7 protein-coding genes are annotated in these 18,530 nt (G+C 73.8%); 4 read left to right on the top strand and 3 right to left on the bottom strand.

The annotated features are described in order from the left end of the window. Positions 1 to 348 precede the first annotated feature (348 nt). The 3 genes from AHOG_RS19445 to AHOG_RS19435 all read right to left on the bottom strand — a co-directional run bounded on the left by AHOG_RS19445 (position 349) and on the right by AHOG_RS19435 (position 3,325). Positions 349 to 1,131, bottom strand: a complete 783-nt coding sequence (locus tag AHOG_RS19445; protein ID WP_245856332.1) for a cupin domain-containing protein — start codon at positions 1,129 to 1,131, stop codon at positions 349 to 351. An 85-nt stretch (positions 1,132 to 1,216) separates the two neighbouring features. Further along, complete coding sequence (locus AHOG_RS19440) at positions 1,217 to 2,125, bottom strand: DUF6807 domain-containing protein (RefSeq protein WP_245856331.1); 909 nt, start codon at positions 2,123 to 2,125, stop codon at positions 1,217 to 1,219. Between the two features lie 15 nt (positions 2,126 to 2,140). Next, a complete protein-coding gene (locus AHOG_RS19435) occupies positions 2,141 to 3,325 on the bottom strand; it encodes a Gfo/Idh/MocA family protein (RefSeq protein WP_245856330.1) in 1,185 nt (394 codons plus the stop codon). Between the two features lie 1,427 nt (positions 3,326 to 4,752). Here AHOG_RS19435 and AHOG_RS19425 point away from each other — a divergent pair. Genes AHOG_RS19425 through AHOG_RS19410 form a run of 4 tightly spaced genes read left to right on the top strand, consistent with a single transcriptional unit; the run spans position 4,753 to position 18,513 of the window. Continuing rightward, entirely contained in the window at positions 4,753 to 12,393 is a 7,641-nt protein-coding gene (locus AHOG_RS19425; RefSeq protein ID WP_245856329.1) for a type I polyketide synthase, read from the top strand. Beyond that, a complete protein-coding gene (locus AHOG_RS19420) occupies positions 12,390 to 17,315 on the top strand; it encodes a type I polyketide synthase (RefSeq protein WP_157736920.1) in 4,926 nt (1,641 codons plus the stop codon). Before AHOG_RS19425 ends, AHOG_RS19420 begins: the two co-directional genes overlap by 4 nt. Further along, entirely contained in the window at positions 17,312 to 17,617 is a 306-nt protein-coding gene (locus tag AHOG_RS19415; protein ID WP_093942612.1) for an acyl carrier protein, read from the top strand. The genes AHOG_RS19420 and AHOG_RS19415 overlap by 4 nt, the downstream gene beginning before the upstream one ends. Next, complete coding sequence (locus AHOG_RS19410; RefSeq protein ID WP_093942611.1) at positions 17,617 to 18,513, top strand: alpha/beta fold hydrolase; 897 nt, start codon at positions 17,617 to 17,619, stop codon at positions 18,511 to 18,513. Before AHOG_RS19415 ends, AHOG_RS19410 begins: the two co-directional genes overlap by 1 nt. Positions 18,514 to 18,530 lie beyond the last annotated feature (17 nt).

Below are 18,530 nucleotides of genomic sequence, written 5' to 3'. Positions count from 1 at the left end.
GACGGCACGCCGGTGCGGCTCCCGGCAGGCCCGTCTGCGATCCGGGTGGGCACGCCCGCGAACCGGGCCGATGCACGCCGCTCGACGCCGCCGCCGAGCCGTCGACGCAGTCCGGCCGAGCAGCCGTGCCCGGGCGACGCCGCCCGGCGGGGCATCCGCCGGATCGATACCGCGGCCGCGTCGCCCACTACCGCGGCCGCGTCGGCGGGTATCACGGCCGTGCCTGCGGCCGACCGTCACGACGCGCGCGAGGAGGCCGTGACGCGCCGAACAGCACCCCCGACGCGACCGGCCGGACCCCGTGGTGACCGACGCGATCGATCGCCGCGCCACGCCGTACCCGCGTCGTCAGCCCGCGGTGCCGCCGACCTCCCGGGCCCGCTCCACCGGATAGGTGGTGAGCCTGCCGCACATCCCGAGCCCGCGGTCGTCCCTCGGCACGATCTGCCGGATCTCGGCGGCTCCCAGTCGTGAGACGTCACCCGACCTCAGCGCGGCCAGCTGCGCGCCGGTGCGTTCCGCCTCGGCCAGCGCGCCCGCCCGCCAGCGCTGCTCCCAGTCGGCGAGCTTCCCGCCCACCAGAGCGAGTGCCTGCTCGTGGAAGCGACGCAACGCCTCGTCGCGTCCCGCCGCGACCTCGTCCCGCAGCAGGCCGAAGCCCTCGATCGCCAGGTCCCGACGTGCCCGAGCCGCCGCCTCGGCCGCCGCGTGCCCCTCCACCGCCGGGCCCGGCAGCACCGCGGCTCGGGCGTACGCCGCCGGGTCGGCCAGGACCTCCGGCGGGAAGGTGAAGACGGCGTCCCCCGCCTCGGGCAGCCCGTTGTTCTGCATCACCACCACGATGCGCAGACTCGCCGTGTTGATCAGGCGGTGGATGGTCCCCGGGGTGAACCACAGCGTCGTCCCCGGCCGCAGCTCGCTCTCCTGGAATCCCGTCGCCGTCAGCGTCTGCACCGCGCCCTCGCCCGAGACGACGACGTAGGCCTCCGTACAGGTCAGGTGCATGTGCGGCGAACCGCCATGGCTGTCGTCGGCGGTCGGCCAGTCGTAGACCTCCAGCTGGGACACCCCCACGCCGCCGGGCAGCAGTAGGGCGTCCCCGTCCCGATACGGACTCGATTCGGTGGTCACGTCGTCTCCTCTCGCTCGGATGTCCGGCAGGCCGCTCGTATGAGCCCGGCCGTCCCGCGTGCTCATCGCGGCGATCGGTCCGCCGTCAGGACCACGTCCGTTCCGCCAGCGTGCGAGCGACACGGTCCGCGGACCAGGCGCCGTCGGCCACCACCACGCGGTACTCCCGGTCGAGCGCCGCGCCGGGCGGCAGCACGAGCTCCTCGTAGAACGCCCAGCTCGGATTGACCACGGCGAACGGATCCGACCGGACGAACCAGTGCGCCGGGGTCGCCGCGTTGCGCGGGCCCTCCTGGAAGACGAGCGTCGAGTGCCGGTCGACGCCGTCGTGCTCGCCCGAGTACGCCACCCAGTCCGCGTGCTGCCCCATCAGGCCTGCGGCGTCGAGGCCGTTCGGCGTGAGCACGGTGCCGTCCCGGAACGCCCGCGGCCCGCGCCAGGCCAGGCCGGTGTATCCCGCCATCGGCCTGCCCTCGGTGGTGGGGCTGCCGAAGCGCAGCTCCGTGTCTCGCACGTTGGTGATCGTGCTGTGCCAGGTCAGCGTCCAGGAACCGTCCTCGACGTCGACGTCGTGCACGGAGAGGCGACGGACCTCCCGCGCCCACGTCTCCTCACCGGAGTTCAGCCAGGTGAGACGCTCGACGACGTCGAGTCGGTCCTCGGTGGCGTCGACGGCGTCGAAGCCGTCGTGCCGCATCCGACCGATGTTGTCCTTGACCACGTACCCCTCGTCGCGGACATAGCTCACCCCGCCCCAGAAGTTGTCGCCGGACACGTGCGACGCGGTGAGCTGCAGCCCCTTGTGCCAGCGGTGGTCGTTGGGTCGGTAGTCGGTCACCACGTCGCCCGCCAGGGTGCGCAGCGGATGACAGTAGGGCTTGGGCGACTCGAACGCGCTCGGGTCCGGTCGATAGACGTAGGACAGGACCGCCACGCCCGCCGCCTCCACCACGATCTCCGCGCCCAGTTCGTGCCGCACGTGCAGGATGCCCACGATCCTCGTCCCCTCTCAGTCGCCGTCTGATGTCGTGCGCCCAGGGCCGCTGTGGCCCCCCGACGGTGCGCCGAGCGTCCAGTCGGTGCGGCCGCCGCTGGGATCGGTGTAGAACGGGTCGCCTTCGACGATCTCGCCCGCGCGCACCGGACGTCCCGTCACCGCGGCCTTGTACATCGCGGTGGTGAACTCCAGGCTCCGCCTGCCGTCCGCACCGCTGCACCTCGGCCTGCGGCCTGCGCGCATGGCGGCGAGCACGTCGGCGAGCTGCGCCGCGTGGGACCCGGTCTCGTCGGTGCTCGGCGTGCCCCAGCTCGCGACCTGCTCGGCCGGGACGTGCCGGGCGGGCGTGTAGGTCCAGTCGTCGTTCGTGTAGCCGTACACGTGGTTCAGCTCCACGGTGGCATCCGCGAGATCCACCCGGATGCGGCTCGTCTCCTGCGGCGAGAGCACGCTGTTGACGACCGATCCCATGGCGCCCGAGGCGAAGTGCACCAGCGCGGTGGAGACGTCCTCGGTCTGGACGTCCCTGGCGAGTCGACCCGCCATCGCCCGCACCTCGATCCAGTCGCCCATCAACTCCAGGAGCAGGTCGACCTGGTGGATGCCGTGCCCCATCGCGGGTCCGCCGCCCTCGGTGTCCCACCGGCCACGCCACGGAACGGCGTAGTAGGCGTCGTCGCGGTACCACGTGGTCTGACACAGCGCGACGTACGGAGCGCCCAGCCTGCCCTCGGAGATCAGGTGCCTGGCGTGTTCGGCGCCGGAACCGAAGCGGTGTTGAAAGACGAAGGCGGCGTACGGGCCGACCTGGGTCCGATCGCCGCCTTCGGCGGCCGGGGTCTGACTGCCGCCTTCGGCGGCGGTTGTCTGACTGCCGCCTTCGGCGGCGGTGATCTCGTCGTACTCCGCCAGCGACCGGCACGGCGGCTTCTCACACCACACCCAGGCCCCCGCGCGTAAGGCGGCGACCGCCTGCTCCCGATGTACGGCGGGCGGCGTGCAGATGACGACCAGATCAGGCTGTTCCCGTGTCAGCATGGTCTCGACGTCCGAATAGGACGACGGGATGTTCCATCTGGCGGCGCGGTCGCGAGCCCGATCCGGGTCGACGTCCACGGCGGCGACGACCTCGACGTCGGCCGAGGCCGCCAGCGCGGGCAGATGCCTGCCGTCGGCGATGTCGCCGGTGCCGATCACCGCGACTCGGATGAGGGTGGTTCCCGGGCGATACGTGGCGCGCTCCTCACCTCGGCTGCCGCGGGCGTCGCCGCAGGCAGGGATCGACGCGGGTCGATCGAGTCATGGCGTCTCCGGCCGACCTGCGGGAAACGCTTTCCTCCGACGGTATCGGCCCGCTCGACGGTACTCAACGCCCGTGTGGAGGACGGCGTCGTCCTCGGCCGGTTGCGGCCGGCGCCGCCCCGCACCTGTCGCTCGCCCGGAGTGTGAGACGGAAGGCCTCGCCGCCCCGGCCCGGTCACCCGTCGGCGGACTCGGAGGTGCCCGTGGACCCCGCTCGCGGCCCGGATGTTCCCGAACGCGTCGTGGAGTGTCGAGCGCTTCTTCACCGAGGCTCGCGACAGGTCTGGGCCCCTCCCGGCCGACCGGTCCGCCCGGGACGCCCACATCGGTCCTGGGCGCGGAACCCCGCGATGCGGCGGATACCGCGGTGCCTGCCGCCGCGGCGGGGCTCACCGCCGACGGACTCGACGGCTCGAGCCGACGCCGCCCAGGTGCAGGGCCAGGCATGGCAGGACCGCGGTGGTCGGCAGGTCGCGCCGACCAGGCCCGGCGAGGCGCCGGCGATGTCGCGGATCAGGGCGGGCCCGAACAACACCGCGGCGACGACGGCGGTCACGGTCGCCTCCCGAGGTCCGATGACGTCCTTCGGCGGTCCCGCCGTCCGGCACCCGACGGGATCGGTTCGACACGGCGGAACCGGCCGGCGGGGGGAGAAGCAGATCGCGGTACTCGCCGAGCCACGAGGGCTTGCCACCACGGACGCCGCCGGTGTGTGGGGCCGTCGGTCTCCGAGCACGGCCGATCTCCGAGCACGGCCGCAGCGGGCGAACGACCGAACCGAAGCGGAGGCGCTGGGCGGTGCCGCCTGATTCGAGCCGCGTCCGGAGACGAGAGGCCGCGAGCCGGCCGGAACCGACGGTCGTCGCGATCCCGTAGTCCGGCCGAGGAATGGTTCCCCGAGGTCGTCGCGGAATGATTCCGACGAATGTCCGTGCTTCGCTTCGTCGGGCTGGGATATCTGTTCAGAACGGGCATATCGAACCGGTGGCACGGGCGCGGTAGGCTTCCCGGCGGCATGATGTGGACGATCTTGTCTGCTTCTCCTGCCGAAGACCTGCGTGCCTCGTTGCCGGCCCTCAGCGACCCGCTATCGGGTTGTCAAAAGACGAGGAAGGAGCGGGTAAGATCACTCAGAATCACCAACTATCACTCGATGGAGTGGTGGCTGGCGGAGAATTTTGTGTTCCGAATCTGCCGTCGAGTACTTTGCTGAACCGCCGGGATTATCCGGCGGGAATCCGGTGCCGTCGGGCGCGAAGCCGTTGTTCGCCCTGCGTCTCGCATCGGGAAGTGCGAAATCGCCGGACGGCGGGGGTAAGACAGTGCTCGACGACGCATCGATCATCGGGATCTCCTCACTCGACACGCCCAGCCCGCGACTGGTGAGCGCGGTGAGCCGGGCCGGGGGCGTCGGAGTGCTCGACCTCGGTGTCGGAGGCGAGGCGGCACGGGCGGCGCTGGCCAGGGCCCGCGACTGGGCCGCCGGGCCGTGGGGCGTCCGGGTCTCCTCGGAGACGGCGGTGGACGCCGCGATGCTCGTCGGCGTCGACCTGGTGCTCGCCGACCTCGCGGCACTCGACCGGCTCCCCGACGGTGGGCGCTCGCCGAGGCTGCTCGTCGAGGTCACCGACGCCGCCGAGGCCCGACGGGCGGCCCGGTCGGGTGCGCAGGGGCTCGTGCTGCGCGGCAACGAGGCAGGCGGCCGAGCGGGTGAGCTGAGCTCCTTCGTCCTGTTGCAACGGCTGCTCGACGAAGCGGATCTCCGCCTGCCGCTGTGGGTCTGCGGTGGGATCGGCCCGCGTACCGCCGCCGCCGTCATCACCGCAGGCGCCGCCGGTGTGGTGCTGGACGTCCAGTTGGCCCTGCTGGCCGAGGCCGAGACGTCGGCGGCCGTCGCCGCGCGACTGCGGCGGCTGGACGGCTCCGAGTCGGTGTACCGCGCGGGCCACCGCTTCCTGCCCGCTCCGACCGTGCCGGGGGCGGGTCGAAACGCCGTCGTCCCCGGTCCCCACCGCTCCGACGCGGTGGCCGCCGCCCACGCCGCCGCGAGCCGCGCCCTCGATGTGCCGGCGACCGATCCCGGCTTCGACGCCTCGATGGCGTACGCGGCGATGAACGGCGCGTCGTCGGCGGTCCGCCCGGTGGCAGACGACCCGGCGGCAGGCGGCTCGGCGGTGACCGAGTCGGCGGCGACCCCGCAGGCGGCAGGCACGGCGGCGAACGGCCCGGTGGGAGACCCGTCGTCTCCCGGCTCCCTCGCGACCGACTCCCGACCCGACACCGTGCCCGCGTCGCGGCCTGCCGTGCCGCCGCCGGGCTCGCTGCCGATCGGGCAGGACGGCGGCCTGGCCGCGGTGTTCGCCGAGCGCTATGGCGACGTCGGCACCGCGGTGCGCGCGATGCGTGCCGCGGCGACCGAGGCCGCCGTCGAGCCCGCGCCCGCCCGAGTCGCCTCGGCGGACGGGGTCTTCGGCACTCGACTGCCGATCGCGCAGGGGCCGATGACCAGGGTCAGCGATCAGGCGGGCTTCGCCGCCGCGGTCGCGGACCACGGCGCCCTGCCTTTCGTGGCCTTGGCACTGGCCGACCGCGAGCGGGCTCGAGACCTGCTGACGCGGACCGGGAAGGCCCTCGGCGACCGGCCCTGGGGCGTCGGCGTGCTGGGATTCGTCCCCGACGAGGTCCGCGACGCCCAGTTCGACGTCATCCGGGAGATCGGCCCGACTCACGCGATCATCGCGGGCGGCAGGCCCTCGCAGGCCGCCGCGCTGGAGGCGGCGGGAGTGCGCACCTTCGTGCACGTGCCCGCGCCGACCCTGCTGACACAGTATCTCGGGCGCGGCCTGCGCCGGTTCGTCTTCGAGGGCGCCGAGTGCGGCGGACACATCGGGCCGCGCAACAGTCTCCCGCTGTGGGAGGCCCAGGTCGGCGTGCTGCTCGACCGAATCCGCGCGGGCGCGGTCCGGGCCGCGGATCTCGCGGTGCTCTTCGCGGGCGGGGTGCACGACGCCCGGTCCGCGGCCATGGTGGCCGCGCTGGCGGCCCCGCTGACCGAGCTCGGCGTCGAGGTCGGCGTGGTGATGGGTACGGCGTACCTGTGCACCGAGGAGGCGGTGACCAGCGGCGCCGTCACCGAGCTCTTCCAGGAGCAGGTGCTCGCGGCCGAGCGCACCGAACTGCTGGAGTCCGCCCCCGGCCACGTGACCCGCGCGCTGGCCACGCCCTTCGCCGCCGAGTTCGCGGCGGTGCGGGCACGGCTCAGCGCCGAGGGCATGCCCGACCGGCAGATCTGGGCGGAGCTGGAGGAGCTCAACGTCGGTCGGCTGCGCATCGCCGCCAAGAGCGTCCGCCGGACGGCCGAGGGCCTGGTCGCCGTCGACACCGAGGAGCAGCTTCGCGACGGCCTGTTCATGGCGGGTCAGGCCGCCGTCCTGCGCCGCGAGTCGACGACGATGGCCGCGTTGCACGAGGCGGTGACCGGCGGCGCCGCCGCGCTTCGCCGAGAACGCGCCGCGGCGCTCGCCGCCCGGGCCGCCCAGTCCCGAGCCGGCCGAACCGAGGCCGCCCGGCCGCTGGACGTCGCCGTCGTCGGCATGGGCTGCGTCTTCCCCGACGCTCCCGACCTCGACCGGTTCTGGGCCAACCTGCTCGAGGGCCGGGACTCCGTCGTCGAGGTGCCCGACGATCGCTGGGACCCGGCGTTGTTCCACCGGACCGACGCCGTCGCGGGTGACGGCGGCTCGGTCTCCAAATGGGGCGGCTTCCTCCCGCCGGTCCCGTTCGACGCCATCCGCCACGGCATCCCGCCCGCGGCCCTGGCCTGTATCGACCCCGCTCAGCTGTTGGCCTTGACGGTCGCCGAGGCCGCGCTGGCCGACGCCTTCGGCGACCGGGACTTCGATCGGGCGAACACCTCGGTGGTCTTCGGCGTCCAGGCGGGCGGTGATCTCGGCAGCGCGCTCGCCGTGCGTTCGCTGCTGCCCGCCTATCTCGCCGACGTGCCCGCCGAACTCGACGCCGCGCTGCCCCGCCTCACCGGCGACTCGTTCCCCGGCGCGCTGGCCAACATCGTCTCCGGTCGCATCGCCAACCGCCTGGACCTCGGCGGGATGAACTACACCGTCGACGCCGCGTGCGCCTCCTCGCTGGCCGCGCTCGACGTCGCCTGCAAGGAACTCGTCGAGGGCACCAGCGACGTCGTGCTGTGCGGCGGGGTCGACGTGCACAACGGCATCGCCGACTACCTGCTGTTCACCTCGGTGGGCGCGCTGTCGCCGACCGGTCGATGCCGGTCCTTCGACAGCTCCGCGGACGGCATCGTGCTCGGGGAGGGCGCTGCCTGCGTCGTGCTCAAGCGCCTGGACGACGCCCGCCGCGACGGCGACCGGGTCTACGCCGTGATCAAGGGCGTCGGCAGCGCGAGTGACGGCCGCGCCCTCGGGCTGACGGCGCCGCGGGCGGACGGCCAGGAACGGGCGCTGCGTCGGGCTTACACCCGGGCCGGGACGTCCCCCGCCGAGGTCGGCATGGTCGAGGCCCACGGCACCGGCACCGTGGCGGGCGACGCGGCGGAACTGACGTCGTTGACCTCGGTGTTCACCTCGGCGGGCGCACGAGTGGGCGGCACCGCGCTCGGATCGGTGAAGTCGCAGATCGGCCACACCAAGTGCGCGGCCGGGCTCGCGGGCCTGATCAAGACGGCGATGGCCCTGCATACCGGAGTGCTGCCGCCGACCCTGCACGTGCGAAGCCCCAACGTCGCCTACGACCCCGAGACCAGTCCCTTCACCCTGAGCGGCCGGGCACGGCCCTGGCTCACCCCGGCCGCGGAACGGGTGGGCGCGGTCAGCGCCTCGGGCTTCGGCGGGATCAACTTCCACGCCGTCCTGCGGGCCGACCCGCTCGGTCCGCCGCCCGCCTCGGGCCGCGCCGACTGGCCCGCCGAGCTGTTCCTCCTTCACGCCGCGGACGACGCCGGGCTGCACCGCGCAGTGGCACGACTGCGCGGGCATCTGGAGGTCAACGACCGGGCGGGCAGGCCGTGGAGCCTGCGCGACCTCGCGGCCACCGTCGCGGCCTGGCAGGACGAGCGGGACCTGCCGGTGGGGCTGGCCCTGGTGGCCTCGGACCTCGACGAGCTGGCCGTGCTGACGGCACGCGCCGCGGCGGGCGAGGACGACCCGGCCGCGGGACTGTTCCGGGCCGAGGAACTCGGGCGCACCGGCCCGCCCCCGGAGGTGGCCCTGCTGTTCCCCGGGCAGGGCAGTCAGCGGCCGGGAATGCTGGCCGCGCTGCTCATCGCCTTTCCCGAACTGCGCCGCCATCTGGCGGGAGTGCCGGGCGGCGCCGACGTCGTCTACCCGCCCACGCCCTGGTCGGGGGACGCCGAGCGGGCCCAGCGCGCCGCCGTCACCGAGACGACCGTGGCACAGCAGGCCCTCGGCGGCATCGGACTGGTCGTCGCCGAACTGCTGAACCGGGTCGGCGTCGTCCCGGCGATGCTCGCGGGCCACAGCTACGGCGAACTGGTGGCGTTGTGTGTCGCAGGAGTACTCGGCCCGGACGACCTCGTCACGGTGACCGGACTGCGCGCCGACGCGGTGTCCGCCGCCGCCCGCGACGTCCCGGGGGCGATGGCGGCGGTCTCGGCGGGGCCCGAGGAGACCGCCGCGGTGCTCGACGCCGCCGATCTCGCCGGGCAGGTCGTCGTGGCCAATCACAACGCCCCGGCCCAGACCGTCGTCTCCGGTCCCGCCGAGGCGATCAAGACGGCCGTCACCGCCTTGCGCGCCGCCGGGCTCGGTGCCCGTCGTCTCCCGGTCGCGTGCGCGTTCCACAGCCCGCTGATGGCTCGGGCGAGCCGTGACTTCGCCGACGCGCTGGCGGACCGACGATTCGGCCGGGCCGGGCTGCCCGTCTGGTCGAACCGCACCGCGGGCCGCTATCCCGAGGACCCGACCGAGGTCGGCGCCGAACTCGCCGCTCACCTCACGGCTCCGGTGCGCTTCGTCGATCAGATCGAGGCCATGTACGAGGCGGGTGCCCGCGTCTTCGTCGAGGCGGGTCCGGGCACCGTCCTCACCCGCCTGACGACGGCGGTGCTGGGCGACCGACCGCATCTGGCGGCATCGGGTGAGGACGCCGGTCCCGGCCTCGGCGGCTTCCTCGATCTGCTGGCTCGTCTCGCCGTCGCGGGCGTCCCGGTGCGCGCGGCCGGGTTGACGGCGGGCCGGGGAGCCCGCGTCATCACCCCGACCGCCGCGCTCCGCGAGATCCCGACGGCGGGCCGGGCCGTAGCCCCGCACCTGCGAACACTCGTCGGGCCGGGTGCCAGGACCACCGGTGACGTGCCGCCGCCGCGCCCCGGGTGGGCCGTGGACGGACGTTCGGTCCGCACCTTCGAAGGCGCGCATCTTCCCGACGGGCTTCGACCGGCCCGACGCATCCAGGAGGACGTCATCACCATCCATCGCGACCCAGCGCCCCGAGGCGACGCCGAGCGGCTCGTCACCGACTTCCTGCGGTCGAGCAGGGAGATGCTCGCCGCACAACGTGACGTCCTGATGGCCTACTTCGGGGCGGATTCGTCCGCCCCCGCGCCCTCCCCGCCGAGCCTCGAACCGGCGGACGTCCGGGCCGTCGAGGCCGCCGCCGCGCGCTCCCGCGTGGACGGCGCGGCCGACACGGCCGGAATCGCGCGGACGTCGGCGTCCGCCGACCACGCCGTGCCTGCCGCTGTGGCCGACGACGACTCGGCGCGGTCGACGATCGACATCCCGGCACTGGTACTCACGGTGATCAGCGAGCGGACCGGCTATCCGGTGGACCTGATCGATCCCGATCTCGACCTGGAGGCGGACTTCAGCATCGACTCGATCAAACGGACCGAGATAGCCGGCGAGTTGATCGCCAGGGTCGGTCTCGACGTCGACACGATGCCCGCGGCGGACGTCGACGAACTGACCAAGGCCAGGACGACGGTCGCGATCGCCGACTGGCTGACGCGGCGTCGCGACGCAGGCGCGGCGCCGAGGGACGGGCGGCCCGATGCCGAGTCCCGATCTACGGTGCCGCCGGAGCGCACGGTGCCCGCTGCGGTCCGCCTCGGCGCGGGCTCACCCGCCGGGCACGAGTCCGGCCGGTCCGATCGCCCGGCGGTCGACTCCGCCGCGACCGGCGCGGGTCCCGGTGCAGGCCTCGTCCCGGCCGATCTCGTCGACCTCCGCCCCGTCGGCCGAGGGCAGGCGCCGGGCACGGTCACGAATGCCGCCGAGTCCGACGTCACCCCGGCGGCCGCCCCGGACTCCACCGCGGCCGCCGCTCCGGTCGTGCCGCCGGTCGGTGCCGGACTCCCGCCCGCACCGACGCACCTCGAACAGCGGCCCGCCCGGACGGCCCCGGATTCCGGCGACGCCCCCGGCCTCGCGTCGGAACGCGATGCCGACCGTCGACCGGCGGCGGCTTCACCGGGTCGGGAGCCGGTGCGACACGTCTGGGGCGCCGTCGAGTTGGCCTCCCTCGCCGAGATCGCCCCGCAGGCGTTGGCAGGCACTCGGTTCGCGGTGTTCGGCGCCCCGAGTCCGATTCGGACGGAGCTGCACGGCCTGCTGGAACGACACGGCTGCTCCGTGTTCCTGGGCACGGCGGGCGGCAGGCTGCCCGACGACGAGCCGCCCGCCGACGGCGTGATCCGACTCGACGCGGTGGACGTCGGAGACCCCGTCCTGCCGGACCTGTTCGGCCCCGTCAAGGCCGCGCTGATCCGGCCGCCGAAATGGTTCGCGGTGCTGAGTCACGCCGATGTCGACGACCGTGCCGCCACCGTCAACGCGGCGGGCCTGCGCGGGTTGATGCGTACCGTGGCCAGGGAGTATCCCGAGACGGTCGTCCGGCTGATCGAGTTCGCGCCCGCCGCCGACGCGGCCAGTGTCTCGGCCTCGGTCGTCACCGAACTGCTGGGCGAACGCCGGACGGACCCGCCGGTGGTCCGGCTCGACGGCGAGGTCCGGCGGGCCAGGCTGCCCATCCGGGCCGACCTCGGTCTGGTCGCGACCACGGGAGCGGGCCCCGGCGCGGACGCGCGACAGGAGGCCCGGCTGCTCGGCTTGGACGACGACGCGGTGCTGCTCGTCGTCGGCGGCGGCCGGGGCATCACCGCCCGGTCGGCGACCTCGCTGGCGGCGGGCGGCGCTCGGGTGCACCTGGCGGGCCGGACCGCGCCGCCGACGGCGCCGGAGCCCCTCGCGACGGCGGGCGTCGCCGACCTCGCCGGGCTCCGGGCCGCGCTGGCCTCGGCGGGCGGCTTCGGCTCGCCCGCGGAGGTCGACGCGGCGGCCAGGGCGGTCCTCGCTCGTCGGGAGATCGACGCGACGCTCGCCGAACTGCGGCGCTGCTCCGCCGAGGTGGCGTATCACCAGCTCGACGTGCTCGACCCGGAGTCGGTGCATCAACTGGTGAAGGAGCTGTACACCAGGCACGGCCGCATCGACGGCGTCGTGTTCGGCGCGGGCACCATCGAGGACCGGCTGCTGGCGCAGACCGACGGCGCGGCGTTCCGTCGGGTGTACGACACGAAGGTGTCGGGGGCCTCGGCGCTGCTCTCCGCGCTGGCGACGCTGCCGACGGCCCCGAGTTTCGTGGTGCTGTTCGGCAGCATCTCCGCCGTCCTGGGCAACCGGGGACAGGCGGCCTATGCGGCGGGCAACGACGCCCTGGAGGCCCTGGGCAACGCCTACGCGGTGCGGACGGGCGCCAGGACCATCACCGTCCACTGGGGACCATGGGCGCCCGACGGCGTGCATCGGGGGATGGTCTCCGACGAGCTGGGCCGTGAGTTCGCCCGCCAGGGACTGGACATGATCGACCCGGCGGCGGGAGTCGACGCGCTCACCCGCGAGCTGCTGTGGGGCGACCCCACCGCACGCTCGGTCCTGTACGCCCCGCAGGGGTGGGTCAACCCGTGACGTTCTCCGCGGACGGCATCGCGATCGTCGGCATGGCCGTGCTCTTCCCGCAGGCGCGGAATCTCGGCGCGTACTGGCGCAATCTCGTCGACGGCGTCGACGCGACGAGTCGGATTCGGCTGGACCGATGGGGCGAGGACTACTACGACCCCTCCGCGGTGGGGCAGGCCCGGCCCGACGCGATGTACTGCCGTCGGGGCGGGTTCGTCGACGACCTCGCCGAGGTGGACGTGTCCCGCTTCGGGATCACACCGATGTCGGTGGCCGACACCGAGCCCGACCAGCTGATCGTGCTCAGCGTCGCCGCCGACGCGATCGCCGACGCGGGCGGCGAGCAGGCACTGCCCGACCGGGACCGCGTGGGCGTGGTCCTCGGTCGGGGCGGCTACGTGTCGGCCAGACAGGCCGACCGCAGCGACCGGATCACCCGCCCGGGCCAGTTCACCGCGACACTGCGCCAGATCTTCCCCGAACTCGACGACGACGCGGCGTCCGAGCTGCGACGGCGCTTCCGGGCCGCCCAGCGCCCGGAGCAAGCCGAGAACGCGATCGGGGTGGTCTCCAACCTGATGGCCTCCCGCGTCGCGAACCGGCTCGACCTGCGAGGACCCGCCTACATCGTCGACGGCGCCTGTGCCTCCTCACTGATCGCCGTCGATCAGGCGATCACCGAACTGCGGCGCCACCGCTGCGACGTGATGCTCGCGGGCGGCTCCCATCATTCGCACCACATCGCGTTCTGGAGCGTCTTCACCCAGATGCGGGCTCTGTCGCCCACCGAGCACATCCGCCCCTTCGACCGGCGGGCCGACGGCACGCTGATCGGAGAGGGGACCGGCGTCGTGGTGCTCAAACGGCTCGCCGACGCCCGCCGGGACGGCGACCGGGTGTACGCGGTGATCCGAGGCACCGGGCTGGCCGGCGACGGTCGCTCCTCGAGCCTGGTCAGTCCCGACAGCGCGGGGCAGGTGCGCGCGATCCGACAAGCCTGGCGAGAGGCGGGGATCGACCCGAGGTCACCGGACTCGATCGGCCTCCTGGAGGCGCACGGCACCGCGACCCCCGTCGGCGACACGGTCGAGATCGGCACGCTCGCCGAGGTCTTCGGCCCCGGCACGGGCGATCCGGCGGTCATCGGCTCGGTGAAGTCGATGATCGGCCACACCATGCCAGCGGCAGGAGTCGCGGGCCTGGTCAAGGCGGCGTTGGCCGTGCATCACGGGATCGCCCTGCCGACGCTGCACTGCGACGAGCCGCACCCCGACCTGGCCGCGACCCGCTTTCGACCGTCGGCGGAGGCGCGGCCCTGGGAGTCGCCCGGCGGAGTGCCCCGGCGGGCCGCGGTCAACGCCTTCGGCTTCGGCGGGATCAACGCGCACATCGTGCTGGAACAGGAGGCGGACTCGGCGGGCACGGCCGGCCTCCTCCCGCCAGCCCGCGTCGGGAGCGGCGAGCCCGTCGAACCCACGCTGCGACTGGCCGCGGCGGACCCGGCCGCCCTCGCCGGACTGCTGGCGGCGGACGACGCCGAGGTGCTGCGCCTCGGACTCGCCGCGGGGGCGGCGGAGGCGGGGCCGTGCCGACTCGCGATCGTCGACCCCACTCCCCGACGGCTGGCCTTCGCCCGTCGGGTGATCGCCGCCGGCCGCGCCTGGCGCGGGCGTAACGACATCTGGTTCGTCCCCGTTCCCCTGCTCGGGCCGGCTCGCGCGGGCCGACTCGCCTTCGTCTTCCCCGGCCTGGACAGCGAGTCCGAGACCGGCTTCGGCAGCGAGGCCGCCACCTCGACCACGCACGCCCTGGGCATCCTCGGGTTCGGCCGCGATCTGGACCGGCTGCTGCGCTCCGAGGGCGTGGTGCCGGACGCGGTCGGCGGTCACAGCCTGGGGGAGTGGAACGCGCTGTCCAGCGCCGAGGTGACCGGCGAGGACTCCACCGCACTGCTGATCGACGCCGTCGGGGACGACTCCGTCGCCCTGCTGGATCTGACCTTCGTCCTGGTCGGCGCGCCGGTCGCCGAGGTTCGCGCCGCGTTGCGCGCTCACCCGGGCCTGGTGGTCTCGCACGACAACAGTCCTCGGCAGACCATCGTCTGCGGCCGGACCGAGGACGTCGAGCCGTTCCTCGCCGCCTGCCGGGATCGGGGCCTCATCTCCTGGGCACTGCCGTTTCGCACCGGCGCCCACACGCCGATGTTCGCGCCCCTGGCCGAACGACTGCGGGGGTACGTCGACCAGGCACGACTGCGACCGCCGACCGTCGAGGTGTGGTCGGCGACGCTGGCGGCGCCGTTCCCCGCGGACTCCGAGCAGGTCCGGGAGCTGATCATCCGGCACCTGCTCGAACCGGTGCGGTTCACCGAACTGGTGGAGGCGATGTACGCGGCCGGAGTGCGGGCGTTCGTGCAGCCGGGCGTGGGGCAGGTGCCCGCGCTGATCGACGACATCCTCGGGGAACGCGAGCATCTGGCCATCACGGCGGCGCAGAACGGCAGGAGCACCGAGGCACAGACCCGGCGAGTGCTCGCCGCGCTCTGGGCCGACGGCTATGCGGCCTCGGCCGTGCCGCCGACGACACGGCCGCCGATGACCCGGCAGGCGACGACACGGCAGGCGACGCCCGAGGTCCGTGCGCTCGCCCCGATGTCGCTCGCGCTCGGGCCCGAGCCGGTGTCGCTGGGTGACGAGGATCGGACGGCCGTCCGTGCGCTGCTCGACAGCGCCTACGGCGGGCGGCCGCCCGGCGCAGGCACCGGCGAAGCGGGCGAGACACGTCGTCGAGCGCCGCTGGGGACGACGGCCGCCGCCGTGGAGCTGTCCGCGCTGCTGGGCGAGATCGAGCGGTCCGCCGAGTGGGCCGCCTCGGTTCTCGACGCGACACGGACCGACGCCGCGGCGGCGGCCACCCCGGCCGTTCCCGGTTCGGGCCCGCCGGAGGCCGTGGTGATCGGGGCGCCGCAGCCGACTTCCGACGCCGCGCCGTCCGTCGTGACAAGCCGATCCGTCGTGACAGGCCCGCCCGTCGCCGATGCCGCGGCGAGGCTCACCGGCTCGCCGGTTCCGTCCCGGCCCTCGGCCTCGCCGCGGCTGCCTTCCGACGCCGCGCCCGCGGGTGGGGCTCCGGGCGTGGCGTCTCGCACCGCTCCGGCCGTGGATGCAGCGGAGTACCCGGCGCAGGCCTCGGGCCCGACGGCCGTCGTCGAACCGATCGAGGCCGCCGTCGTGAACGGTCGCCCCGGTCCGGAGCCGCCCGTGGCCCCCGTACGGGAGGAGCCGCCCGCCGCCGGCGGGCTCACCGCGACGCTGACGGTGTCCACCGAGACGATGCCCCATCTGAAGGACCACTGTTTCTTCTGGCAGCGCCCGGACTGGCCGGACGAGCGAGATCGGCTGCCGATGCTGCCCGCGACGGGGGTGGTCGCGCACCTGGTCGACCTCGTTCGGCGGGCCCGTCCGGGCCGGAAGGTCGTCGAGGTGAGCGGCCTGCGGCTGCGTCGCTGGATCACCGCCGCACCGCCGACCGACGCTCGCCTCGTCGCGACCCCCGTGGACGCCGATCGCTATCGCGTCGAGGTCAGCGGGCATGCCGAGGCCGTGGTGACCGTCGCGGACGACTACCCGGCGCCCACCCCGCCGATGGTGCTGCCCTCGCCCGCCGAGCACGAGCCCTGGCACCGCGCGGAGGACGTCTACGCCGAGCGGCTGATGTTCCACGGCCCGATCTTCGCCAAGGTCACGGAGGTCGTGGCGGTCGGCGAGCGGCACATCCGGGGAGTGCTGACCGCCTCCGACGTGCCGGGTGTGCTGTTGGACAGCGCCGCACAGCTCCTCGGCTACTGGATCCTGCGCAGTCCGGCGGTCGGATCTCACACGCTCCCGATCGGCGCCGACCGGATTCGGTATCACGCGCCGTTCCCCCCGCCGGGCACTCTCGTCGACTGCGTGGCCCTGGTGACGTCCATCGACGACGAGGAGGTCGTCGGCGACCTGCGACTCACCGTGGCGGGCAGGCTGATCGTGGAGATCACCGGCTGGCGTGATCGTGTCTTCGCGAACGACCGGCTGATGCTGCAGGTGTTGCGCATGCCGGAGCACCACCTGCTCGCCGATCCACGTCGCGAGGGCTGGGTGCTGCTGCGAGAACAGTGGTCCGACCTGCCGACGAGGCAGATGGTCCTCGGCGGCCTCTGCTGCGCCGATGAGCGGGCGGAGTACCTGGAGCTGCCGCCCCGAGCCAGGCGGCACTGGCTGCTCGGCCGGATCGCGGCCAAGGACGCGGTGCGGCATCGGTTGCGGGGCCTGGGCACCGAGGGCGTGTTCCCCGCCGAGATCCGGGTGTGTCACGACTCGGCGGGCAGGCCGTACGCGGCGGGCGTGCACGGCCGAGTCCTGCCGCCGCTGTCGCTCTCCCTCGCCCACAGCGGTGCCGTCGCGGTGGCGCTCGCGGAGCCGGGGGACGTGCCGGTCGGCATCGACGTGGAAGAGGTGCTGCCGAGGCCGTGGTCGACGGTCGAACTGGCGCTGGACGCGACGGAGCGGGGTCTGCTGTCGGATCTGGTCGGGCTGACCGGCGAGTCGGTCGACGTGTGGTTCGCCCGGTTCTGGACGGCGAAGGAGGCCGCGGCCAAGGCGGCGGGAACCGGTCTGGCGGGCGACCCGCGCCGCTTCGCCGTGCGGACCAGGCCGGACGGCGATCTGGCGGTGACCGTGGGCGATGTGGCGGGGGACCGTCCCGAGGACGGGCTCGACCGAGGCGCCGACGGGAAAGGCGCCCGCGGGACGGGCGCGGACGGCCGACACCAGTCGGCCTTGCGCGGTTATCGGGTGCGCACCGCGATGATCGACGAACCAGGCGTGGACCACCGGCCGCCGGAGACGGGACCACGGTACGTGGTCGCCTGGACAGTGAAGGAGACGACATGACCGGACAGCTCGACGTCGACGCGGACCGGGTGCTCGCCGAGGTGACCGCCTGCCTCATCGGGGCGTGTCCCCGGATCGACCCCGAGGTAGACGAGATCACCATGACGACGAGTCTCCGTGACGACCTGGCGCTGTCCAGCGTCGACCTGGTCACGGTGTTGGCCCGGCTCACGACGACGTACGACGGACGGGTGAACTTCGTGGACTTCGTCGTGAAGGGCAGGCAGAGCGACCTCTCGTCGGTCACGGTCGGCTCCCTCGTCGAGTACATCCTGCCCAGGCTCGGCGAGGCGAGGACCTGATGGCCGTCGCCGTGCTGCGCGGCATGCGCTGCAATCTGGAGGTGCTCAGGCCCACCGAGAGCAGGCCCTCGGGGCCCGCGGTGGTCTGTGTGCACGGCATGGGCGTCGACAGTCTGGCCAGCTACTACCTCACGATCGCCTCTCCACTCGTGCGGGCCGGTGCCGAGGTCGCCATGTACGACCTGCGCGGCCACGGCAACAGCGAGCGTCCGCCCACCGGGTATCGCCTGGACGACTTCAGCGCGGACCTCGCGGGCGTGATCGCCCACCTCGGCTGGCAGGACCGCCCGGTGCAGCTGGTCGGCAACTCCTTCGGCGGTACGGTGGTCTTCCATTACGCGGCCGCTCGCCCCCGGCGAGTGGCGTCGGTGACGGCGGTGGAGACCGAGCCGCCCACGGAGTCGTGGTCGAGCTGGATGGCCGAGGCGCTGCACCGGACGGCGGAGGAGTTGGCGGCACCCGGTGCCGTGGAGCGGCTCGGTGCGAAGCGGGGACGGGTCGGTCTGCGCCAGGCGGAGTCGATGCGGGCCCTGCTGCACGACACGACGCTGAGGGTCGACGTGCCCGCCGGTCCCCTGCTGAGCGAGGCGGAACTGGCGGACTTCCCGATTCCGGTGCTCGGCCTGTACGGCGCTCGTTCGGAGCTCGCCGACCGGGCACGGCTGCTGCCGACGCTGCTCGCCGACTGCGTGACGGTGACCCTCCCCGACCACGGCCATCGGCTTCTCGTGGACGCGCGACGCACGGTGACCGACCTCGTCGTGCCCTGGATCACCGAGGGCCGCAGACCTGGTGCCGTGCCCGCCGGGGCCGTCCTCCGGGGACGCGGCACCGGGGGCGTCGACCGTGCGGTCGACCGTGCCCGCCGACCCGTGAAGATGAAGAACTCTTCATAACCGCTTCAGTCTCGGGT

The organism is Actinoalloteichus hoggarensis (assembly GCF_002234535.1).
GTDB lineage: Bacteria > Actinomycetota > Actinomycetes > Mycobacteriales > Pseudonocardiaceae > Actinoalloteichus_A > Actinoalloteichus_A hoggarensis.
This window is presented reverse-complemented; position numbering and strand designations above follow the sequence as displayed.